Genomic DNA, 22232 nt, shown 5'->3' with positions numbered 1-22232 from the left:
CTAATAGCCGCTTCGGTATCGGCGTCGAAGAAATGGCACTTATTCATATCGAACTGGATACCGATATTATCCCCTGCGGCATAATCATTCGCTGCTCCCGCGCGAACCACCAGCTCATGGCCGCCAACGGTGGCGTAGAGCATGAACTCCGCACCGGTCAGTTCGGCTACGCTGACTTTCGCCGCGATATTTTCACCGCTACTCTGCTGGGTGAGAATATCTTCCGGGCGGATCCCAAAGACCACAGCTTTACGCTGATATCCAGCGGCTTGCAGTGACGCGAGCTTGTCTTCCGGGATCGCCAGGCGCAGCGTTTCCGTGACGAAATAGCGGTCGTCGATGGCACCACGAACAAAGTTCATGGCTGGCGAGCCAATGAACCCCGCAACAAACATGTTTGCCGGCTCGTTGTATACCTGCTTCGGTGCCCCGACCTGCTGAATAATGCCGTCTTTTAAGATCACAATGCGGGTCGCCATCGTCATGGCTTCCGTCTGATCGTGGGTCACGTAAATCATCGTGGTATTGAGCTTCTGGTGAAGCTTGCTGATTTCAGCTCGCATCTGCACGCGGAGCTTGGCATCGAGGTTGGAGAGCGGTTCATCCATCAGGAACACGCCCGCTTCCCGCACTATCGCCCTGCCCAACGCCACGCGCTGACGCTGGCCACCGGACAGCGCGCCGGGTTTACGCTTGAGGTACTCCCGTAGGCCGAGGATCTGTGCCGCCCAGTTGACGCGCTCTTCGATAACCGCCGGAGCGATTTTCTGCATCTTCAGGCCAAACGCCATGTTGTCGTAGACCGTCATATGCGGATAAAGCGCATAGTTCTGGAACACCATGGCGATGTCACGCGATTTGGCGGGCACATCGTTCATACAAACGCCGTCGATCACCAGTTCACCGGCGGAAATCTCCTCCAGCCCGGCAATCATGCGCAGCGTCGTCGATTTACCGCAGCCAGACGGGCCGACAAAAACGATAAACTCCTTGTCCTCGATTTCGAGGTTAAAATCCTTCACCACGTGGACCTGGTTATCGTAAATTTTCTGAATATGTTTCAGTGACAGTTGTGCCATTTTTAATTCCTTATCAATACGCCCGGGAGGCCCAGAAATCGGTCAGGCATTTCCAGGTCAGTTCCTGCGTCGAATGAAGCTGTAGTCCCGCATGGGCCAGGCCTGAGCCAATCCCGACCGACAGCATGCCCGCCGCGTTGATCGCCGCCACGCCCGCGGGCGCATCTTCGACCCCAATGGCCGCCTCGGGGCGGACGTCCAGGCCTGCACACGCGGCGAGGAAGATCTCCGGGTCCGGTTTTGAACAGACGATACGGGAAGCATCGGCGCAAAAATCAAAGGCGCGATGAATACCCAGGGCATGCAGTATTCCAGGAGCGTTGAGGGAAACAGAGGCGAGCCCAATTTTGACCTTCGCCGCCCGAATGTCCGCCAGCACCTCCCGGATGCCCGGCAGCAGTGACGCCTCGGTCAACGACGACAGCGATGCGACGTAGAGCGCATTTTTCTTCCCCGCCAGCGCCAGGCATTGTTTGTCGTCAAACGCCCCCTCTTTCCCACCGTGTCGCAGGATCCGCTGCAGGGATTCCATGCGGCTAATTCCCTTCAGCTCCTCGTTGAACACCTCATCGATAGTGATGCCGATCTCCTGTGCGACCGAACGCCAGGCGAGAAAATGGAGATGCGCCGTATCGGTGATGACCCCATCAAGATCGAATACAACAGCTTCAGGCTTCATGGCTGGCCTCCGTGGTAGCGGTCCCATTAAAAGACGTAAGAAATTCCCTACGAGACAGTGCCTGCTGCTCCGATACGCATACCGTTTTTCCCCACAGGGTTAACGTGACGGGCGCGGTGGTCTCGATGGTTAAAACGTCATTTTCAAACGTGAAGCGCAGGCGAGCGTTCTGCCAGCGCAGCGGGAAGGCAAGTTTTCGCCAGCGAGCGGGTAGCTTCGGCGCAAGGTGCAGCTCGCCCTCAACAATCTGCATGCCGGCAAACCCCTGAATAACGCCGGACCAGATAGCCCCCGTGGCAGCGGCATGAATGCCGTCATCGCTGCTGTGCGGATCGTCGCCCAGATCGATAGCCACGCCAGCGCGCCAGAAGGCGTAGGCCCCTTCCGTATCGCCACAGCGGGCGGCCACAATGCCGTGAATGGCCTTGCTCAGCGAAGAGTCATGGATCGTACGTGGCTCGTAAAACGCCAGGTTGGCCGCGCACTGGTCGGGGGTAAATTTCTCCGGCAACAGATAGTTAAGCATCACCACGTCAGCCTGCTTGAGGATCTGCATCTCGTTAACTTCCGCGCGAGAGTAATCCAGCAGGATGGTCTGCTTACCCGCTTTGGCTTTATAGCGGCTTAAATCGATCGCCGGTTTCGCCATGAACGAATCGTCCTGCGGGATAACGCCCCCGGCGTCGGCTTCCGGCAGCCACAAGCGGGCCAGGAAGGTGGTCGCCTTCTCCATGAAGCAGGCATCTTCACGCTCAAACATCGACATAAACCGACATGCGCTGGCCACGTTGTACCAGGCCAGATAGTTGGTGTAGGCGTTGTTATTCACATGTTCGGTGTATTCGTCCGGCCCAATCACATCATGAATTTCCAGGCGCCCGTTAATCTCCGTAGCGCGGCCCATCCAGAACGTTGCCGTCTCTACCAGCAGGGTCAGCCCTTCATTGCGCATAAATGCGTCATCACGCGTGGCCTGCCAGTAGGCCACAACGGCCCAGGCAATGTCCGCCACAATGTGGTGTTCGGCCAGGGCGGAGGCCACTTTCTGCCGCATGCCCGTACGGATGTTGATGGCTGCAAACTCCGGCGTCTCCTCTTTGCCGCTTGCGGCGCTCTCCCACGGGAACAGCGCGCCCGGCCAGCCGTTGCGGCGGGCTTTTTCCCGGGCCCCGGCCAGGTTCAGCCAGCGATAGCGCAGCAGACTGCGGGCCACCTGCGGACGAGTGAAAAGATGGAAAGGCAGCATGAATATTTCGGTGTCCCAGAAGACATGGCCTTTATACCCCTCGCCGGTCAAGCCCTTAGCGGCAATGCTGCTCCGCTCATCATGGGCTGGCGTCATGGTGGTCAGATGCCAGACGGCATAGTCCAGCGCCATCTGATCGTCAGGAGATGCAGAAGCCACTTCCACCCTGGCGTCACGCCATACGTCTTCCCATGCGCAGGTTGAACTCTCCAGCAGCGAGGCATATCCCCTTGCCGCACAAACCTTGAGATCCGCCAGCGCGCCGCGCGCGAAAGACTCCTGCGACAGGGCTTTATCGCTGCGATGGGCCACCCAGACCAACTTATCCAGCGTGACAGTGTCACCCTGCGGTATCGTCAGGGAATAGTGAGCAGAGAGCCGACGATTTTTAGCGGTAAAGCAGCTTTCGCTGTCTGCTGATAGCTGACAAAAAGCCGAGATAACAACGTCAGAGTCCCGGTCCTGTGTTTCATACACACCCTGCATATAGTGCTGGTCGAATACCCTGACAGAAATTTCATCCAGATGCTGACGGCCGGTATTGGTTTGTGTGGCATCAATACCGGTTTTCATCACCACCTGCGAGGTTGCGTCAAGCGGGGTGATCGCAAGCTGCATGGCCACAAGCGGCAGCTGATCGAGAGAGACAAAACGACGACTCTCCAGGCGATAGCGCTTTCCGTTGGGCGAGCGCCAGACAACGCGGCGATGCAGCTCGCCGTTGGCAAACGCCAGCTCGCGCTGCCACTCAAGAATGTCCCCGGACAGAAGGGTAAAATTCACCCCGTCCAGCTCAACCTCGATACCGGTGATATCGGGCAAATTGATCAGCTCGGTGGTCTCGTTACGTCCCGCCTGGTGATACAAGCCCGCAAGATACATCCCTCGGGTTTGCTGGGTGTAATCTTCTTCATGCGCAGCGCGAATGCCCATGTAGCCGTTACCGCATGCCATAATGGACGCGTACTTATTCAGACTGTGCGGACAAAAGCCCGGATCGGTTAATACAGACACGCTCAGCATATTGTTACGCTTTCTCCTGTTTCTGCCGACTGATAAAGCGCCGCGACAAGCTGCTGAATCACCAGCCCCTGTTCAGCATCTGCAATCATTACGGGCTCTCCCTGCACGTGGCGGACAAAGGCCTCCATGCTGCGTAAATGGCGCTGATCGTCAGCCTCTTCACGCTGAATCAGGGTCTGTAACGCCCCGGCGTCATCCTGATAAATATGTGCCGGGAAAAGCGTCGCCCCCGCTTTTTCACCGCAAAACGCGACATTCATGATCGACTGCTCGCGGATATTCAGCGCGAATGAGGTGTCCAGACGCAAAATGCCGCCGTTGCAGAATTCGATGGTGCCAAACAGGGCATCTTCCACCGTAAACTGAGCAGGATCCCACTCGCCAAACTGGCCGCTGCTTTTCCGGGTTCCCAGCCTCTGGAAACCGTGCGCCGTGACCCTTTTGACCGCCGGGAAACCCAGCACGTACATCGCGGCATCCAGCATGTGAATACCGATGTCAATCAGCGGCCCACCGCCCTGCAGCGCTTTATTGGTGAAGACGCCCCAGCCCGGCACGCCGCAGCGCCGCAGCGCCTGCGCCGAGGTGAAGTAGATTTCGCCCAGCGTTCCGTTCATCACGGCCTCGCGCAGCAGTTGCGTATCGAGCGCAAAGCGGTGATGGAAGTCATATGCCAGCACTTTGCCCGCCTTGCGGGCAGCGATCCGCATCTCGTCGGCCTCTTGCGGCGTCATGGCAGGCGGTTTTTCGCACATCACATGACAGCCGGCCTCCAGCGCTGCCATCACATGCTCAAAATGGAATCGGTTTGGCGAACAAACGCTCACCACGTCCGGCTTAACCGCCTCCAGCATGGCGCACGCGTCCTGCCACGCCGACGGTATGGCATGGCGCTCCGCAAAAGCCTGTGCCTGTTCGAGGCGGCTGTCCATGACAGCCACCATCTGAACATCACTGCGCGTGGCGTAATACGAGGCATGCACTTTGTCCGCAACCTGCCCGGCGCCAATGATGGCGACGCGCAGTGGCGACGTTGTTGAAGCACTCATCACGCTCGTCATCCTTAGCATTCGCGTAAATAAGTGAGTGAATCCCGGTAAGCCTGAGCGGGATCCTCAGCGCGCACGCGACACTCGTATACCACATAGCCCTGGTAATTATCCGCACGCAGCTGATTGAACAGGCTGGCAAAATCGAGGCTACCGCTTCCCGGCTGGTAACGGTGATTATCGGCGATGTGCACATGGCCCAGCAGATCGCGGTGCTGATGCAGCGCCTCCGGCAGCGAATCTTCTTCAATGTTCATATGATAGAAATCGCCGATGATCTGCACATGCTTGAGGCCGTTCTCTTCGATATAGCGTCGTGCGTCAGCCAGGGTGTTGATCATGTGATCCTGATAGCGGTTCAGCGGCTCCAGGTAGACGGTGGTTCCGGTGCGCGCGGCCACCTCATCCAGCCAGCGCAGCGACGCACTCACCGCTTTGCGGTCGCCTTCCAGGCTGCGTGGAGAGGTCATCGGCGGCAAACGGAAGGTAAACATTCCCCAGGCTGCAGGCACGATAATGCCCTTGCCGCCCACTTCGGCCAGGGCTTCCAGAATGCGTTCAATCTGCGCTAAACCGTTCAGACGACGCTCTTCGATAAAGTCACCAATCCAGCCATCGTATCCGCCGCAGGCGGTCGTGACCGGCAGGCCGGTGGCCTTAATCGCCGCTTTCACCTCGGCAAGATTTTCCACCAGCAGCTTGCCGTCAATTTCATAGCCATCGAAACCCATCGCTTTGATGTACTCGAATTTCTCCAGGATATTGCCCGGGAAAAAGGCCTGATTTTGTGTTGCGATTTTCATGAGTTGCTTTCCTTAGCTTAAAAAGTGACGCCCATTTTGATGCTCAGTTCCGGATGCTGATCCACATATTTCATGTAGCTTTCAGCGCTGCTGGTGAAGGTCACGACCGGGTCGATCAGATCTTCACAATTCAGATAACCGTTCATCAGCAGTTCCCAGCAGGTCTCTTCAATACGCTTGCGGCTCCAGCGCGGGTAATCCGGGTTTGGCTCACTGCAGGCGCGGGAGAAGACAATCTTCGCGTTGTTGAAATGCGCTTCACGCCCCAGGTTAAAGCCTGCTGAGAACGGTTTAGCGAACGCAACGTAGGAGATGGTGCCGCCGTAGGCGAGGCCGCGCAGCGCGGACTGCAGCGCATCGGCAAAGCCGCTGGTCTCGATGATCACGTCTGCGCCCTGCTTTCCGGTCAGCTTTTTAATTTCCAGACCAACGTCTGTGCCGATTGGGTTCAGGCAGTGGTCCGCACCGTGACGACGGGCGATCTCGCAGCGGTGTTCGATCGGATCAACGCCGATAACAACTGACGCGCCCGCTTTTTTCGCCAGCTGAATCGCAATCTGTCCGATGGCACCCAGGCCGACCACGACAACAAAGTCGCCCACGCGGACGTTGGCATCACGCACGCCGCTCATGGCAAACTGTGCCGGATCGTAGCAAACGGCGTTCTTCCACGAGGCGCCCTGCGGCATTTTGCGCAGCTTGTAGTTGTTGACGGCATTCACGATAACCGTCTCCTGCAGCGGACCGTAGCAGCAAACGCGATCGCCAGTCTGGTATTCCGTGACGTCCGCACCGCATTCGATGATGTCGCCAACAATCATGTTGCCCAGCTGGAACTTACCGAACTCGATACCGCGCGCTGCGCCCTCTTCACGCGGCGTGAACATCTGCCACTCCGCGTTAAACTCTTCATCGATAAACGGGCTTGCGGCGCGGAAATCGACCACTTCAGTGCCGTGCTTCGGGGCACCAAAGCGGGCACGAATTTTCACTTCATGTGCTTCCACAGCACGATCTTCATATTCCACAAGCGCCGCCACACGTGGCGCTGTCGCAACTAATTTTTTCATGATTGACTCCTTGTTAAAATTGGCCGCCTCAGCCCTTCACGCCACCGGCGGTCAAACCACTTTTAATAAAACGTTCGGACAGGGCGTACATAATGACCACCGGAAGTGCCGTCACCAGCGATGCCGCCATCATGCGACCCCAGATATAATCGGGTGTGCTAAAGAGCGTGTTCAGCCCGACCGGCAAGGTGAAGTTGCTGGCGCTGGACAGGAAAATGGACGCAAACAGATAGTCGTTCCACGCCACCATGAAGCAGTAGACAAACACCGATACGAGCCCGGATATCGCCAGCGGTACGGTAATACGGAAGATGATTTGCAGGCGGTTAAGGCCGTCCATCATCGCGGCTTCTTCTATTTCGTCCGGGATGGTGTCGAAGTAGCTGCGCAGCATGAACACCGCCGTCGGTAACGTCTGCGTCACCATGGTGATAATCAGCGCCAGCTCGGTGTCGTAGATCCCCAGCGCGGTGATGATTTTGAACAACGGCACCACCAGCAAGATGCCGGAGAACATGTAGACGGTGTAAAAACTCGCGTTGATCGTCGTGCGGCCCTTAAAGCGCAGCTTGGACAAGGCGTAAGCGCCCAGCGTACCGAGAAACACGGCAATCACCGATGAGGTCAGCGACACCACCATGCTGTTTCTGAAGTAATCCACAAACGGGAAGATCAGCGGGTTAAAGATGTCGATGTAATGCTGCAGCGTCCACGCCTGCGGCAGAATGGTTGGGTGGAGCGAGATCGCCTCTTTGGCGCTCTTGAATGACGTCATCAGCATCACGAAGAACGGGAAGAGCGTGATGATCAGAAATACCGCCAGCCCGAGATAAAAACCAATACGGCTCAGTACGCGTTTATTTGTTGCCATTGAGGTTCACCCTTTTTCTGGTCAGCAGAATCACAGCGAAGATGATCACGAACAGCACCACAGAAATGGCCGCTGCTTTACCCAAGTCGTTGAAAGCGAAAGCGGTTTTGTAAAGATAGACGCCCAGAATATCGACCTTGGTGGTCAGCAGGTAGACGTCAGCAAACATGTAGAACATCCAGATGGTGCGAAGCGTGACCACCGTGGCCAGCACCGGCATAATCGCGGGCAGCGTGACGATCCGAAAACGCTGCCAGGCATTCGCGCCGTCCATTTCCGCCGCTTCATACAGGGATTTATCAATAGTTTGTAAAATCGCCAGGAATGAGATAAACGCGTACGGGAAGTAACGCCAGATCGCGAACAGCACCACCAGTACGAAGCTGCTGTTCGGGTTGTCGAACCACAGCGGCGCCTGGTCATACAGGTGCAACAGGTCTACGCCCAGATAGTTCACAATGCCGTAGCCGTTGTTGAACATGTATTTCCAGGCAAACACCAGCGAAATAGACGGCGTGACGTAGGATAAAATCACCAGTGAACGTGCCGTCTTACGCAGCCGAAACTCGCGATTAAAGAAGATGGCCACGGCCAGCCCCAGCACCGTGCTGCCAATCACCACCAGCGCGGTGTACCAGAAAGTCATCCACAGCGAGTGCCAGAAAGCGGCATCGCCGAGGATGCGAATGTAATTGTCCAGGCCGACAAACACGGCGCTAATGCGCGGGTTGAGCGGCAAGCGTAAAAAACTGATTTCAATATTGGAAATCATTGGCCAGGCCACCAGGCCCCCCAGCAGAATCAGGCTGGGGGCCAACAGCAGCATGGCGAAAGGCATATCTGAACGACCAGAAAACAACGTCTTCATAATTTCCTTCCGCAGAGCGCTCCTATCGTTGTGTAATGAGATCAGTCAGTCGCTTCTGGCTGCTGCTTAACGTTGTGTTAAGGTCCTTCTGCCCCACCGTGACGTTATGTACCATGGAGCTGATAATGCCGGAGCCCGTCACGTCGCCCATGCGGGTGAAGTTTTTATCCCCAACCGCGCCAAACACCTGCACGTTCGGGAACTGTGCAATCAGCTCATATGGCAACTGCCCAAATGCTTTAATCACGTCGTTGTTTTTCCAGGTATCCGTGCCCACCACCCCTTTGTTTACCGGCAGCGCCGCGCCCGGCGACATCATGACCCAGTCCGTCGCGTTTTGAGCCCGTTCCATCCAGGTAACAAACTTCTCGGCCGCTTTGGTCTCCTCTTCGGTTTGTCCGGTGGTGATCGTCAGCGAGGTGATCATGCCGTACACCGCCGATGAGTTTTCAGTCGGGACAACGAAGCCCAGGTTGGCAGGGTTTCCGTCCTTGTAGACGGCGGGCAGGATGTAGGTGGAGTAAACCGCCATCGGCGCAGAACCGTTCATGAAGGCGTCTTTGATCTCCATAACATCGTTCGAACCCGGCATGGTGGTCGCAGCCAGCGCTTTATAAAACGCCAGCGCTTTGGCCATTTCCGGGGTATCGATGTCGACATTCCCTTTTGCATCAAACACGTTCGCGCCACCAGAAAGGGCAAACTGAGAGAACGACTGTTCGGTCATCACGCTTTCCGCAGTCGGTAACGCGATGCCGTAATGTTTTTTAGCCGGGTCGTTCAGGCGCTGGCTGGCTTGCAGAAGCTGTTCCCAGTTATGCGGCTCCTCAATGCCCGCCGCGGCCAGCACATCTTTGTGGTACCACACGCCGGAGAGCCAGGCGCTGATCGGCACGCCCGTCCAGGCTGCGCCATCTTCCGTGCGAACAACGCGCAAGATGCCGTCATAGAAGGTGTTTTCCCCCACCGCCTTAATTGCTTCAGCGATTGCGTCACGATCCAGAAGCTGTTCTTTATCCATCACTTTTGCATAGTCATGGCTGACCTCAATCACTTCAGGCAGCGCACCGGTTCGCGCCAGCGTAATCACCTTGGTGTTGTAGGCATCCTCTTCTACCGGTACCTGTTTTATCGTGATGCCCGGGTTCTCTTTCTCGAATTTATCGATCAGTTTCGTAATAACGGCCTGACGCTCCTGCTCTACCGACGAGTACATAAACTCAATGGTGACAGAGGACGCTTTGTCATCCTTACAGCCTGATAACAGGGCGCACGAAACCAGTGCTGATATCAGCACAATTCTGGGTATTTTCATGTTTAAGGTCCTTTTTAGTTTTCTTTAATCCACAATACCTGCCATGGATTTAGGATCAGAGTCGTGTCGGTAATATCTTTTCCGCTAATCAATTCCCTTCCCGAGTGAATATCGGACTCAACCGTTTGAGAATTATCACTGAAATTAAACAACGCTGTTATTTTCTCACCGCAATCCGCCACGCGGACAATTTTTAAAACATGCTTCCCTGACGCACTGAAATAAGCCTCACTGTCAGGATGGAATGCTTTTTCCGCCCGGCGCAATACGATTAACTGACTTAACGCACTGTAAACCTGATAACGGAGACTATTTTTATCTTCAAGCGCGCAATCAATTTGACCCGCGGCATATTTTTCACGATTTATCGCACGGTTATATCCAAGACGCTCTACGCCATCATAATCATTACGGGAGCCGAGAATACTTTGAATATAAACCGCAGGCACGCCGGGGAAGCTTAACAGGACAGCATGGGCCAGAATAAACCGGGCAATGCGTTCGCTATCATGACTTTCTCGCGTACTTAAGGCATCCAGATAGGTCACGTTAATTTCATATGGGCTTCGTGTGCCATCCGGGTTATTTTTCCAGTTAACCAACGCACCTTCGGTCTGGAGCTTTTCTACAAGCGAAAGGATCTCCGACTCCGGTAAAATTCCGCGCAATGGGTTAAGACCAATGCCGTCATGCGAGGCCAGGAAGTTGAACCAGGTGGTTTTGGTGGAAGGCAACGCCAGCGACGCAGCCCACTGTCTCAGCGTGCTGACATCCTGGCTGTGCACCGCATGCAGCACCAGCGGAGGCAACGAGAACTGATAAACCATCTGCGCTTCATTTTCGCCGTTACCGAAGTAAGAGACGTTATCTTTATGCGGAACGTTCGTCTCGGTGATAATCACCGTGCCGGGGGCAACCGCCTCGGTAATGGCGCGGAAAAGCTGGATGAGCTGGTGGGTTTGCTCAAGGTGAATGCAGCTCGTTCCCGGTATTTTCCACATGAACCCTACGGCATCCAGTCGAATATACCGCGCCCCTTCAATAAGGTAATGCAGCAGCACGTCGACCATCGCAATCAGTACCTGCGGAGAGGCGAAATTGAGATCGATCTGGTCCTCACTGAAGGTGGTCCACAGATGTCGCACGCTGCCATCATGAAGTGTGAAAGGCGTGAGAAGCGGTAAGGCGCGCGGACGCGTCACCGCGGATAAATCTGTCTCGGGATCGACAGAAATGAAGAAATCATCATATTCCGGCATTTGCTTCAGATAATTAGCAAACCAGGCACTTTTGGCCGACATATGATTGCAGACGAAATCAAACATCAAACTGGTTGACTGTTTTAATTCAGCAACGTCTCGCCATGTTCCCGTTTCAGGCGCAACTTCATGATAATCAATAACAGAAAAGCCATCGTCCGAAGACCACGGATAAAAAGGCAAAAGATGGACATGAGAAAAAGAATGCGAAAGCCATTTGTTATAAAAACGCGTAAAAACAGGGAGTGCTTTCTCCCCTTTCGCGGAAAACTGATCGGCATAGGTTATCAGAACGATATCTTTTTCGTCCCAGCCCATTTTACGCCTTTCCGTAATAACAGAGGCGGCCTTTTCAATATTTTCCAGCAGCATATGAAGATGTGCTTCAGAAAACGTTTTTCCATAAACAAGATTAATGAGTGCTTTAATTTTTTCGTTCACTTGATTTTCCATGGTAGCGGTCCCACGGAATGGCAATCTACTCCCATGAAAAATATCTGTCAACGGACCGGGCAGGAGAAAAATGCGATTGCAAAGCAGCTCAGCGCAATATTGTGAGCTGCCGCAAAGAAAGCAGGTGAAATGAGGAAGTGCGGGTAATCATCGCCAGCCCCTCTCCTGGAAGAGAAAGGGCTGCTGCGAGCGGAAACTACTGGGATAAGTAGCGGCGTGACAGCCGTTTCGCCACCTTTTGCAACAGCGGTTCGAGCGCCACGGCCAGTACCATTCTGACCGGCTTGCGGGCAACCGATTTAATCGCCCACCCCGCTACCCCAGCCGGACCGTAACGTAACGCGGTCATCAGGACCAGCTTACCTGCGATTTTCAGGCCGGGTTTTACCTTCTGACCGGCCTGTTGCCAGTGTTGTTTCATCTCATTTCTCTCTTAAAGCTGACGGAAACGACTTCTCAGCGTAAAGGTATCGGATGTGACATAACGTTCCATTTCCCGTAACCGCTTCTCACCGGCGGCGAGTTGCGCATCCACAGCATTGAGGAGATCGCTGCTGGTGGGAGCGCCTTCCGCCGCCAGTTCTCCTTCCGGCATCGGGTCAAGCACAAACGACAACACGATGTACGCAACCAGTGTAATAAATGCCAGACCGAAGAAGATCGACAGCACCGTCACCACGCGTACCAGCTTAACCGGGACGTCAAGATAGTGAGCCAGCCCGGCGCAGACGCCGCGCACCATGCCCTGCTGTGGAATTCGCCACAGCTTTTTGTTCAGATTCAGTCCAGACATTAACGGTCCCTCCAGTTTGGATGTTCAGCATCCAGGATGGCTTCCAGCGCCTGAATGCGTTCACGCATTTTGTTCGCCTCATCGGAGAGCTGTATCAGACGCTGTTGTTCACTCTGGGAAAGTTCGCCCCGTGAGGAACGGTTGCTGTAGTGCAGCCATAACCAAATCGGCAAAACGAACAGCACGAAAATCGTCAGGGGAATAGCCAGAAAAAGCGCGCTCATGTGTACTCCTTGTCTTACGATGCGGCACGTTCAGGTGCCGCAGGCATTATTATTGGTTGTCTTGCTTCATTTTGGCTTTCAGTGCCGCCAGCTGCTCGCTGATTTCATCATCGGCCTTGAGGTCAGCGAACTGTTGATCCAGGGACTTCTGCTTACCGATGCCGTGGCTTTCGGCTTCCGCTTCCATCTGGTCGATACGACGCTCAAACGATTCAAAACGGGCCATCGCTTCATCCAGCTTACCGCTGTCAAGCTGACGACGCACGCCGCGGGAGGAGCTTGCCGCCTGGTGACGCAGGGTCAGCGCCTGCTGACGCGCGCGGGTTTCGCTCAGCTTGTTTTCCAGCTCGCCAATCTCTTTCTTCATGCGGGTGAGCGTGTCATCCACCAGGGTCACTTCATGCTCGAGCGTCGCAACCAACTCTGCCAGCTTCTGTTTTTCGATCAGCGCCGCACGGGCCAGATCCTCTTTGTCTTTGCGCAGCGCGAGTTCTGCTTTTTCCTGCCATTCATTCAGCTGAGCGGTGGCCTGTTCAATACGACGCGTAAGCTGTTTTTTCTCAGCCAGCGCGCGGGCGGAGGTAGAGCGGACTTCAACCAGCGTGTCTTCCATCTCCTGAATCATCAGACGCACCAGCTTCTGCGGATCTTCCGCTTTCTCCAGCAGTGAGTTGATGTTGGCGTTCACGATGTCGGCAAAACGAGAAAAAATACCCATAATTGACTCCTCATAGTTCTGTTATCGGGCAATGCCCTGCTGTACAGATAATACAAACATCATGCCAAGTTTTTATCTTATTGATTTAACAGACCATGGTTGATTTTCATGCAGTGAAGAACTATTCTTGCCTGGTGAATATCGCTAAGGAGTGGTTAATTTCATCATGCCCGGATACAAAGACAATTTACTCGGCGAAGCAAACAGCTTTCTGGAGGTGCTGGAACAGGTGTCTCGCCTGGCGCCGCTCAATAAACCGGTGCTGATTATCGGCGAGCGCGGTACGGGTAAGGAACTCATCGCCAACCGTCTGCACTACTTATCCGGGCGCTGGGACGGCCCCTTCATTTCCCTTAACTGCGCGGCGCTGAATGAAAACCTGCTCGACACCGAGCTCTTCGGCCATGAAGCGGGTGCGTTTACCGGTGCCCAGAAACGCCATCCCGGACGCTTTGAGCGCGCCGACGGCGGTACGCTGTTTCTTGATGAGCTGGCCACCGCGCCCATGCTGGTGCAGGAGAAACTGCTGCGCGTGATTGAATACGGCGAGCTGGAGCGCGTCGGCGGTAGTCAGCCGCTGCAAGTCAACGTGCGCCTGGTGTGCGCCACGAATGCCAACCTGCCGGAGAGGGTGGCAGAGGATAAATTCCGTGCCGACCTGCTCGACCGCCTGGCCTTTGACGTCGTGCAGCTTCCTCCGCTGCGCGAGCGAAGAAGCGACATTATGCTGCTGGCAGACCAGTTTGCGATTCAGATGTGCCGCGAGCTCGGACTGCCGCTGTTCCCCGGCTTCAGCGATTATGCACGGGAGACGCTGCTCGCGTACCACTGGCCGGGCAATATCCGCGAGCTGAAAAACGTCGTGGAGCGTTCCGTCTATCGCCACGACAGCAGCGAGACGGAGCTGGACAACATTATTATCGATCCTTTTCAGCGCAGCGCCCCGTCCTTGCCCCCACCAGCATCTCCAGGCGACGCCCCTGCTCTTCCCTTTGATTTGCGCCAGTTCCAGCACGACCAGGAGAAACAGCTGCTGGAGCAAAGCCTGAAGATGGCGAAATACAACCAGAAACGGGCGGCTGAACTGCTGGGTTTGACCTACCATCAGTTAAGGGCATTGCTCAAAAAGCATCAAATGCGATGACAGTGTCTATCACTTTAAAATTCACTTATTTTATGAAAAAAAAGCAATAGATGAATCAAGAAGAATAAGGATATTATTAAGATGGCTATTTTAGATTTTTTGATTTCTCTCGCATTCTGCTTAGGCGGTATTTTCTACATCTGGCATACAAGTAAAGCTCTGAGGACAGGAGTTTTTATTGGCTGGCTCAACGGAACCTATGAGAAGTATTATGTTTATTGCTCTAAACACCCCTGGAAATTCTATTTTAACCTTTTAACCATGGCGAGCGGTGGTTCGTTACTTTTAGCTGTCGGCATCATTTCACTTGATCAAAAAAACTTTATTTTCAAGACACTACGCTCACTATTCCAGTGATGCGCTTGCTTCTGGGCACTCTTATTATTCATTATGTAGCTATCTCAGGACACTCTTTTGAATTAGTGAATTGCCTCATGGCTTATTATTTTACCGCCGTGAGCATTGACTTTTTTGACCACACGAATAGAGTCTGTGTAGAAAAAAAACGAAGCGTCATCCCACTGGCAGAATTCAATTTCACGCTTTAAGAATTCGTCATAATAGACAACCCCAGCCTTGCAACGGCAATGTTTTCCGCATGAAGGTCCTGGGTAGTTCATCCTGAAAGGGTAAGTTCCGCTAACTGTTTGCGTTGCACTTGAAACGATGATTGCTTCAGTGCTTTCCCAGAGTGTGAAAGATACGACACCCACTACAAACACAAAACAAGCCAGGAAAACTTAACGCGCTCCAGTTTACCCTCTTTGCTTTTGACGCGTGACGAAACGCGCCATGATGCAAAGGCACCTATAGCGACTGAAATCAAGATAATTCACCAATAAACAGAACCTGGTTCTATCAAGTACGCATCGCTTGTATAGATGTCAAGCCGACACATCCCGTAAAACCATAATCCCAGGCAAAAGCATGCAAACACTTCGCGTTTGGCGGGTAGTCTGAATGCCATAATTTGTTTTACTTTAGTAAAAAATCATAATATATCAGACACATATTACAATTAAAATGATATCGCACCTGGAATGTACCCTGCATTCCTGTCATTTTACCCAGCGAAGACGTAACTATACCGACCGACTTTGCGAAACCCTGTCTGCCGGGTTAAATCCTTCGTTTATAGCGAGTCAGATGCGCCACGAAAATGCTAAGATAGTCCATGAGGTATATTCAAAGTGGATTGCAGGTATGAACGTGCATCGGGTTGTGACGCTGAGTGACCGACTGCAAACGTTACTGCCCCATTATGCCCTCAGGCTTAAACGATACTGGATAATGTCGTTTAAAATTAGTAGGATAGCCACTTCATATTTAATACCTTAAAAATTATGCGTCTGGTTTTATCGTCCTTTTTTGCACTTGGTCTGTTTAGCAGCCAGGCCTTTGCCGCGCCCGGGCAAACGCCGCAGCCTGACATTCGTGACAGCGGCTTCGTCTATTGCGTAAGCGGCCAGGTGGATACCTTCAACCCGCAAAAAGCGGGCAGCGGCCTGATTGTGGATACCCTTGCCGCGCAGCTTTACGATCGTCTGCTTGATGTAGACCCGTACACTTACCGTCTCGTGCCCGAGCTTGCGGAAAGCTGGGAAGTGCTGGATAACGGCGCAACCTACCGTTTTCACCTGCGCGATGATGTTGCGTTTCAGCGCACGCCGTGGTTTACCCCCTCGCGCAAGCTGAATGCGGATGACGTGGTCTTTACCTTCCAGCGTATCTTCAACCGCAACCATCCTTGGCATAACGTTAACGGCAGCAATTTCCCCTATTTCGACAGCCTGCAGTTTGCCGACACCGTGAAAAGCGTGCGCAAGCTGGATAACCGCACGGTTGAATTCACGCTGACGCGCCCGGATGCCTCCTTCCTCTGGCACCTGGCAACCCACTATGCATCCGTCATGTCGGCCGAATACGCGGCGAAGCTGACGAAAAAAGATCGTCAGGAACTGCTCGATCGCCAGCCGGTTGGCACAGGTCCGTTCCAGCTGGCCGAATATCGCGCCGGTCAATATATTCGTCTGCAGCGCCATGAACACTTCTGGCGCGGTACGCCGCTGATGCCGCAGGTGGTGGTCGATCTCGGCTCTGGGGGAACGGGGCGGCTCTCGAAACTGCTCACCGGGGAATGTGACGTGCTTGCCTGGCCCGCGGCCAGCCAGCTCACGATTTTGCGCGACGATCCGCGCCTGCGTCTGATGCTACGCCCGGGGATGAACATCGCGTATCTGGCCTTTAACACCGATAAGCCGCCGTTGAATAACCCTGCCGTTCGTCACGCCCTTGCGCTCGCCATCAACAACCAGCGCCTGATGCAGTCGATTTACTACGGTACGGCGGAAACTGCCGCCTCAATTTTACCGCGCGCCTCGTGGGCCTACGACGGTGAGGCTAAAATTACGGAATACAATCCGGCAAAAGCGCGTGAACAGCTGAAAGCGCTGGGCGCAGAAAACCTTACGCTGCAGCTTTGGGTGCCGACCAGCTCCCAGGCGTGGAACCCGAGCCCGCTCAAGACCGCCGAACTGCTGCAGGCGGATATGGCACAGGTGGGCGTGAAAGTGATCATCGTACCGGTTGAGGGCCGTTTCCAGGAGGCGCGCCTGATGGACATGAATCATGATTTAACCCTCACCGGCTGGGCGACCGACAGTAACGACCCGGACAGCTTCTTCCGGCCGCTGCTGAGCTGTGCGGCGATAAACTCGCAGACCAACTACGCCCACTGGTGTAACCGGGAGTTTGACGCCGTGCTGCAAAAAGCGCTGGCTTCCCAACAGCTGGCCTCGCGCATCGACGCCTATGATGAAGCGCAGAAGATCTTAGCCCAGGAACTCCCGGTGCTGCCGCTGGCCTCTTCCCTGCGCCTTCAGGCGTATCGCTATGATATTAAAGGCCTGGTGCTGAGCCCGTTTGGCAACGCCTCGTTCGCCGGCGTGTCGCGTGAAAAAGAACAAGAGGTGAAAAAACCATGATTATTTTTACCTTGCGCCGGCTCCTGTTGCTGCTGGTGACGCTCTTTTTCCTGAACTTTGTCGGCTTTAGCCTGAGCTATTTCACGCCCCACGCCCCGCTCCAGGGATCGTCGCTGTGGGATGCCTGGCTCTTCTGGTTTAACGGGCTGCTGCACTGGGATTTCGGCGTATCCAGCATTAACGGGCAGCTGATTTCCGAGCAGTTGAAAGAGGTTTTCCCGGCCACGATGGAGCTGTGCATTCTGGCCTTCGGGTTTGCCCTGATGGTCGGGATCCCCGTGGGCATGCTGGCCGGGATATATCGCAACAAATGGCAGGATAAGTTTATTAGCGCCCTCGCCCTGCTCGGCTTCTCCATTCCGGTCTTCTGGCTGGCGCTGCTGCTGACGCTTTTCTTCTCGCTGACGATGGGCTGGCTACCGGTTTCGGGACGTTTTGACCTGCTCTATACGGTTAAATCGGTGACGGGCTTTGCCATTATCGACGCGTGGCTGTCCGATTCCGTGTGGCGGCATGAGATGATCGTCAGTGCCCTGCGCCATATGGTGCTGCCGGTGCTGACGCTGGCGGTTGCGCCAACAACCGAAGTGATCCGCCTGATGCGCCTGAGCACCATCGAGGTCTTTGACCAGAACTATGTCAAAGCCGCCGCCACGCGCGGACTGTCGCGCCTGACCATCCTGCGCCGCAACGTCCTGCACAACGCCCTGCCGCCGGTTATTCCGCGTCTGGGATTACAGTTTTCCACCATGCTGACGCTGGCCATGATCACCGAGATGGTCTTTAGCTGGCCGGGCCTCGGACGGTGGTTGATTAACGCTATCCGCCAGCAGGACTATGCCGCGATTTCCGCAGGGGTGATGGTGATTGGTTCGCTGGTGATTATTGTTAACGTGTTGTCCGATATTCTGGGTGCCATGGCTAACCCGTTGAAGCATAAGGAATGGTATGCCCTACGATAACGTATACAGTGAAAAGCGCACGCCCGGTGTGCTGCGTACCGTGTGGCGTAAATTCTATGGTGATACCACGGCGATGATCGGCCTTTATGGCTGCGCCGGTCTGGTGTTGCTGTGCGTCTTTGGCTCCTGGTTTGCGCCGTACGGCATTGACCAGCAGTTCCTTGGCTATCAGCTGCTGCCGCCGTCCTGGTCCCGCTACGGAGAGGTCTCCTTCTTCCTGGGAACGGACGACCTCGGACGTGACGTGTTGAGCCGCCTGCTGAGCGGTGCGGCCCCGACGGTGGGCGGCGCGTTTGTGGTGACGCTCGCGGCCACGATCTGCGGGCTGGCGCTGGGTATTTTTGCGGGATCCACGCATGGCCTGCGCTCGGCGGTGCTTAACCACATTCTGGATACGCTGCTGTCGATTCCGTCTCTGCTGCTGGCGATCGTTGTGGTTGCCTTTGCCGGTCCGCACCTGTCGCATGCCATGTTCGCCGTCTGGCTGGCTATCCTGCCCCGCATCGTACGCTCGGTTTACAGCATGGTGCATGACGAGCTGGAAAAAGAGTATGTCGTCGCTGCGCGCCTGGACGGCGCGACCACCTTCAACATCCTGTGGTTTGCCGTGCTGCCTAACATCGCGTCCGGGCTGGTCACCGAGATCACCCGCGCCCTGTCGATGGCGATTCTGGACATCGCGGCGCTCGGCTTCCTCGACCTCGGCGCGCAGCTGCCGTCGCCTGAATGGGGCGCGATGCTCGGTGACGCGCTGGAGTTAATTTACGTGGCGCCGTGGACGGTTATGCTGCCGGGTGCGGCCATCATGGTGAGCGTGCTGCTGATCAACCTGCTGGGCGACGGTATTCGCCGTGCAATTAACGCGGGGGTGCAATAATGCCGCTTCTTGATATTCGCAACCTCACCATTGAATTCAAAACCGGTGAAGGCTGGGTTAAAGCCGTCGATCGCATCAGCATCACCCTCGCGGAGGGTGAAATTCGCGGGCTGGTGGGGGAATCCGGCTCAGGCAAAAGCCTGATCGCCAAAGCCATCTGCGGCGTGGCGAAAGATAACTGGCGCGTCACCGCAGACCGTATGCGGTTTGATGATATCGACCTGCTGCGCCTCTCTCCCCGCGAGCGGCGTAAGCTGGTCGGGCACAACGTCTCCATGATTTTCCAGGAGCCGCAGTCCTGTCTCGACCCGTCCGAGCGCGTGGGCAAACAGCTGATGCAGAATATCCCCGGATGGACCTATAAAGGCCGCTGGTGGCAGCGCGTGGGCTGGCGCAAGCGTCGCGCCATTGAGCTTTTACACCGCGTCGGGATCAAAGATCACAAAGATGCGATGCGCAGCTTCCCGTACGAGCTGACCGACGGTGAATGTCAGAAAGTGATGATTGCCATCGCGCTGGCCAATCAGCCGCGTTTGCTGATTGCGGATGAACCGACGAACGCGATGGAGCCCACCACGCAGGCGCAAATCTTCCGCCTGCTGTCACGCCTCAACCAGAACAACAACACCACCATTTTGCTGATCAGCCATGACCTGCAAATGCTCAGCAAATGGGCGGATAAGATTGACGTGATGTACTGCGGACAAACGGTCGAAACCGCGCCGAGTGAAGACCTGATCACCGCGCCGCACCACCCGTATACGCAGGCGCTAATCCGCGCTATTCCCGATTTTGGCAGCGCCATGCCGCATAAGAGCCGCCTGAATACCCTGCCCGGGGCGATTCCGCTGCTGGAATCGTTGCCGATAGGCTGTCGTCTGGGGCCGCGTTGCCCGTATGCGCAGCGTAAATGTATCGAGACGCCACGCCTGACCGGGGCCAAAAATCATCTTTACGCCTGTCATTTCCCGCTGAACATGGAGAGAGAGTGAAATGGTCGAAACCTTGCTGGAAGTCCGCAACCTGAGTAAGACCTTTCGCTACCGCACGGGGCTGTTTCATCGTCAAACTGTCGACGCGGTAAAACCGCTCAGCTTTACCCTGCGTGAAAAACAGACCCTGGCAATCATCGGCGAGAACGGTTCCGGGAAATCCACCCTGGCGAAAATGCTCGCCGGCATGGTTGAACCTACGGCTGGGGAAGTATTGATTGACGATCACCCTCTGACGTTCGGGGATTACTCTTTCCGCAGCCAGCGCATCCGCATGATCTTTCAGGATCCGTCGACCTCGCTCAACCCACGCCAGCGCATTTCGCAGATCCTCGATTTTCCGCTGCGTCTGAACACTGACCTGGAGCCCGAGGCGCGCCGCAAGCGTATCTTCGAAACACTGCGCATGGTTGGGCTATTACCGGACCACGAAAGCTACTACCCGCACATGCTGGCTCCCGGCCAGAAACAGCGTCTGGGTCTGGCGCGTGCGTTAATTTTGCGCCCGAAAGTGATCATTGCTGACGAAGCGCTTGCCTCGCTGGATATGTCGATGCGTTCACAGCTGATTAACCTGATGCTGGAATTACAGGAAAAACAGGGCATCTCGTATATCTACGTCACCCAGCATCTGGGGATGATGAAGCACATCAGCGATCAGGTGATGGTTATGCACCAGGGTGAAGTGGTCGAACGCGGCAGCACGGCGGATGTGATGGCCTCCCCGCTTCACGAGCTGACAAAACGGCTGATAGCCGGGCATTTCGGTGAAGCATTGACGGCCGATGCGTGGCGCAAAGATCGGTAAACAAACGTTGCACCGCATAATAAGGATTAAATAGCCTTAACACGCTGTTTAATCCTTAACTTTTTCATCTCCATTGCTGCTCCATATTCTCAGCAAAATACATCAACAGTTCTTCTCCAGAATATCCGGACATTACGAAGGAGAAGAAATGAACAACGCCACTTACGTTCTCAAATATACCGAGTACCTCATCAGAAAATGTCGTTCATTTTTAATGACGGACCTGAACTTTCATACTGTGAGGCTCAAGAAAACATCGGGAAAGCACCCTGACATTAAATCCCCCACGACGTTGAGTGAAAAAATATGTCATCGTCTGGTCTATGACCACAATAACGTCTATACCCTGCTTGCCGATAAACTCGCCGTTCGGGAATACGTAACCTCCAGAACAACGCGTGCGAAAACGGTGCCATTACTTGGCGTGTACAGCAAGGTGTCCCAGATTGATTTTTCGACGCTCCCTGAAAAATTTGTCCTTAAGTGCAACCATGACAGTGGCAGCACAATAATATGTACGAACAAAGCGCAATTTAACATCAGGGAAGCGTGTAAAAAACTCAGTCTCGCGTTAAAGAAAAATATGTACTACACCACGCGCGAATGGCAGTACAAAAACATTACGCCAAAAATACTTTGCGAACCGTTTGTCGATCTCTTCGATGATGCAGACAGGAACACAGCGCCCGAAATGCTAAGGCTCCATTGCTTTCATGGCGTTGCCCACTATGTTGAAGCGGATTTTACGGATGATAGCGGCAAAGGTTTCATCAACGTTTACGACAGGTACTGGAACTTACAACCCTTTCAGATGGAATATCCGAATACACCGTTGGCGCCAGGCGAACCGGCCTTGTTCCGGCAAGCGTTGCTGGCATCCCAGGAGCTGGCGGATGGCATTGACTACTACCGCGTTGACCTCATGCTAAAAAAAGATGAAATCTATTTCAGTGAAATAACCTTAAGCCCGAGACGCGGTAAACTGTCGATTACCCCGCAGGAATGGGATGCTAAG

At 54.7% G+C, this 22232-nt stretch carries 22 protein-coding genes; 8 read left to right on the top strand and 14 right to left on the bottom strand.

What is annotated here, in order from left to right:
- The 14 genes from ACVCAM_RS24165 to pspA all read right to left on the bottom strand — a co-directional run.
- A partial coding sequence (locus ACVCAM_RS24165) for an ABC transporter ATP-binding protein (RefSeq protein ID WP_447093712.1) occupies positions 1 to 1079 on the bottom strand: 1079 nt, incomplete at its 3' end.
- Positions 1080 to 1092: 13 nt separating this feature from the next.
- Complete coding sequence (pgmB, locus tag ACVCAM_RS24160; RefSeq protein ID WP_025913062.1) at positions 1093 to 1758, bottom strand: beta-phosphoglucomutase; 666 nt, start codon at positions 1756 to 1758, stop codon at positions 1093 to 1095.
- Positions 1748 to 4027, bottom strand: coding sequence for a glycoside hydrolase family 65 protein (locus tag ACVCAM_RS24155; protein WP_025913063.1), 2280 nt, complete (start codon positions 4025 to 4027; stop codon positions 1748 to 1750). Before ACVCAM_RS24155 ends, pgmB begins: the two co-directional genes overlap by 11 nt.
- The gene (locus ACVCAM_RS24150; protein WP_025913064.1) at positions 4021 to 5079 is read right to left on the bottom strand and encodes a Gfo/Idh/MocA family protein; all 1059 of its coding nucleotides are present in this window, start codon (positions 5077 to 5079) and stop codon (positions 4021 to 4023) included. The genes ACVCAM_RS24155 and ACVCAM_RS24150 overlap by 7 nt, the downstream gene beginning before the upstream one ends.
- 11 nt (positions 5080 to 5090) lie before the next feature.
- The gene (locus tag ACVCAM_RS24145) at positions 5091 to 5879 is read right to left on the bottom strand and encodes a sugar phosphate isomerase/epimerase family protein (RefSeq protein WP_025913065.1); all 789 of its coding nucleotides are present in this window, start codon (positions 5877 to 5879) and stop codon (positions 5091 to 5093) included.
- A gap of 17 nt (positions 5880 to 5896) precedes the next feature.
- Complete coding sequence (locus ACVCAM_RS24140; RefSeq protein ID WP_025913066.1) at positions 5897 to 6949, bottom strand: zinc-dependent alcohol dehydrogenase; 1053 nt, start codon at positions 6947 to 6949, stop codon at positions 5897 to 5899.
- Between the two features lie 28 nt (positions 6950 to 6977).
- Positions 6978 to 7820 (bottom strand): carbohydrate ABC transporter permease, encoded by an 843-nt coding sequence (locus ACVCAM_RS24135; RefSeq protein WP_008501243.1) that lies wholly within the window; start codon positions 7818 to 7820, stop codon positions 6978 to 6980.
- Complete coding sequence (locus ACVCAM_RS24130; protein WP_008501242.1) at positions 7807 to 8688, bottom strand: carbohydrate ABC transporter permease; 882 nt, start codon at positions 8686 to 8688, stop codon at positions 7807 to 7809. The genes ACVCAM_RS24135 and ACVCAM_RS24130 overlap by 14 nt, the downstream gene beginning before the upstream one ends.
- A gap of 22 nt (positions 8689 to 8710) precedes the next feature.
- Positions 8711 to 10003 (bottom strand): ABC transporter substrate-binding protein, encoded by a 1293-nt coding sequence (locus tag ACVCAM_RS24125; protein WP_407223423.1) that lies wholly within the window; start codon positions 10001 to 10003, stop codon positions 8711 to 8713.
- A 14-nt stretch (positions 10004 to 10017) separates the two neighbouring features.
- Positions 10018 to 11715, bottom strand: a complete 1698-nt coding sequence (locus ACVCAM_RS24120; RefSeq protein WP_025913068.1) for a sugar phosphorylase — start codon at positions 11713 to 11715, stop codon at positions 10018 to 10020.
- Positions 11716 to 11911: 196 nt separating this feature from the next.
- The gene (gene pspD / locus ACVCAM_RS24115; RefSeq protein WP_023292260.1) at positions 11912 to 12136 is read right to left on the bottom strand and encodes a phage shock protein PspD; all 225 of its coding nucleotides are present in this window, start codon (positions 12134 to 12136) and stop codon (positions 11912 to 11914) included.
- 12 nt (positions 12137 to 12148) lie between these two features.
- Complete coding sequence (pspC, locus tag ACVCAM_RS24110) at positions 12149 to 12508, bottom strand: envelope stress response membrane protein PspC (RefSeq protein ID WP_008501237.1); 360 nt, start codon at positions 12506 to 12508, stop codon at positions 12149 to 12151.
- Positions 12508 to 12732 (bottom strand): envelope stress response membrane protein PspB, encoded by a 225-nt coding sequence (gene pspB / locus ACVCAM_RS24105; RefSeq protein WP_008501236.1) that lies wholly within the window; start codon positions 12730 to 12732, stop codon positions 12508 to 12510. The genes pspC and pspB overlap by 1 nt, the downstream gene beginning before the upstream one ends.
- Positions 12733 to 12781: 49 nt before the next feature.
- The gene (pspA, locus tag ACVCAM_RS24100) at positions 12782 to 13450 is read right to left on the bottom strand and encodes a phage shock protein PspA (protein WP_025913069.1); all 669 of its coding nucleotides are present in this window, start codon (positions 13448 to 13450) and stop codon (positions 12782 to 12784) included.
- A gap of 151 nt (positions 13451 to 13601) precedes the next feature.
- Here pspA and pspF point away from each other — a divergent pair, with 151 nt between their 5' ends.
- From pspF to ACVCAM_RS24060, 8 genes are all read left to right on the top strand, one after another.
- Positions 13602 to 14594, top strand: coding sequence for a phage shock protein operon transcriptional activator (pspF, locus tag ACVCAM_RS24095; RefSeq protein ID WP_162269489.1), 993 nt, complete (start codon positions 13602 to 13604; stop codon positions 14592 to 14594).
- Between the two features lie 81 nt (positions 14595 to 14675).
- Complete coding sequence (locus tag ACVCAM_RS24090) at positions 14676 to 14951, top strand: hypothetical protein (RefSeq protein ID WP_407223425.1); 276 nt, start codon at positions 14676 to 14678, stop codon at positions 14949 to 14951.
- A gap of 986 nt (positions 14952 to 15937) precedes the next feature.
- Positions 15938 to 17578 carry an ABC transporter substrate-binding protein SapA gene (gene sapA / locus ACVCAM_RS24085; protein WP_447093711.1) on the top strand — a complete coding sequence of 547 codons (1641 nt, stop codon included), beginning with the start codon at positions 15938 to 15940 and terminating at the stop codon, positions 17576 to 17578.
- A complete protein-coding gene (sapB, locus tag ACVCAM_RS24080; RefSeq protein WP_008501230.1) occupies positions 17575 to 18540 on the top strand; it encodes a putrescine export ABC transporter permease SapB in 966 nt (321 codons plus the stop codon). The genes sapA and sapB overlap by 4 nt, the downstream gene beginning before the upstream one ends.
- A complete protein-coding gene (gene sapC / locus ACVCAM_RS24075; protein WP_025913072.1) occupies positions 18527 to 19417 on the top strand; it encodes a putrescine export ABC transporter permease SapC in 891 nt (296 codons plus the stop codon). The genes sapB and sapC overlap by 14 nt, the downstream gene beginning before the upstream one ends.
- On the top strand, positions 19417 to 20409 hold the full coding sequence (gene sapD / locus ACVCAM_RS24070; protein WP_008501228.1) for a putrescine export ABC transporter ATP-binding protein SapD: 993 nt from the start codon (positions 19417 to 19419) through the stop codon (positions 20407 to 20409). Before sapC ends, sapD begins: the two co-directional genes overlap by 1 nt.
- Position 20410: 1 nt before the next feature.
- Positions 20411 to 21217: a putrescine export ABC transporter ATP-binding protein SapF gene (gene sapF / locus ACVCAM_RS24065; protein ID WP_008501227.1), complete on the top strand. Its 807-nt coding sequence runs from the start codon at positions 20411 to 20413 to the stop codon at positions 21215 to 21217.
- 148 nt (positions 21218 to 21365) lie between these two features.
- The coding region (locus tag ACVCAM_RS24060) for an ATP-grasp fold amidoligase family protein (RefSeq protein WP_447093710.1) at positions 21366 to 22232 on the top strand (867 nt) is incomplete at its 3' end.

This window comes from Enterobacter sp. CFEC122 (genome assembly GCF_052983755.1).
The sequence above is the reverse complement of the archived record's forward strand: the minus strand, read 5'-3'. Positions and strand labels throughout refer to the sequence as shown.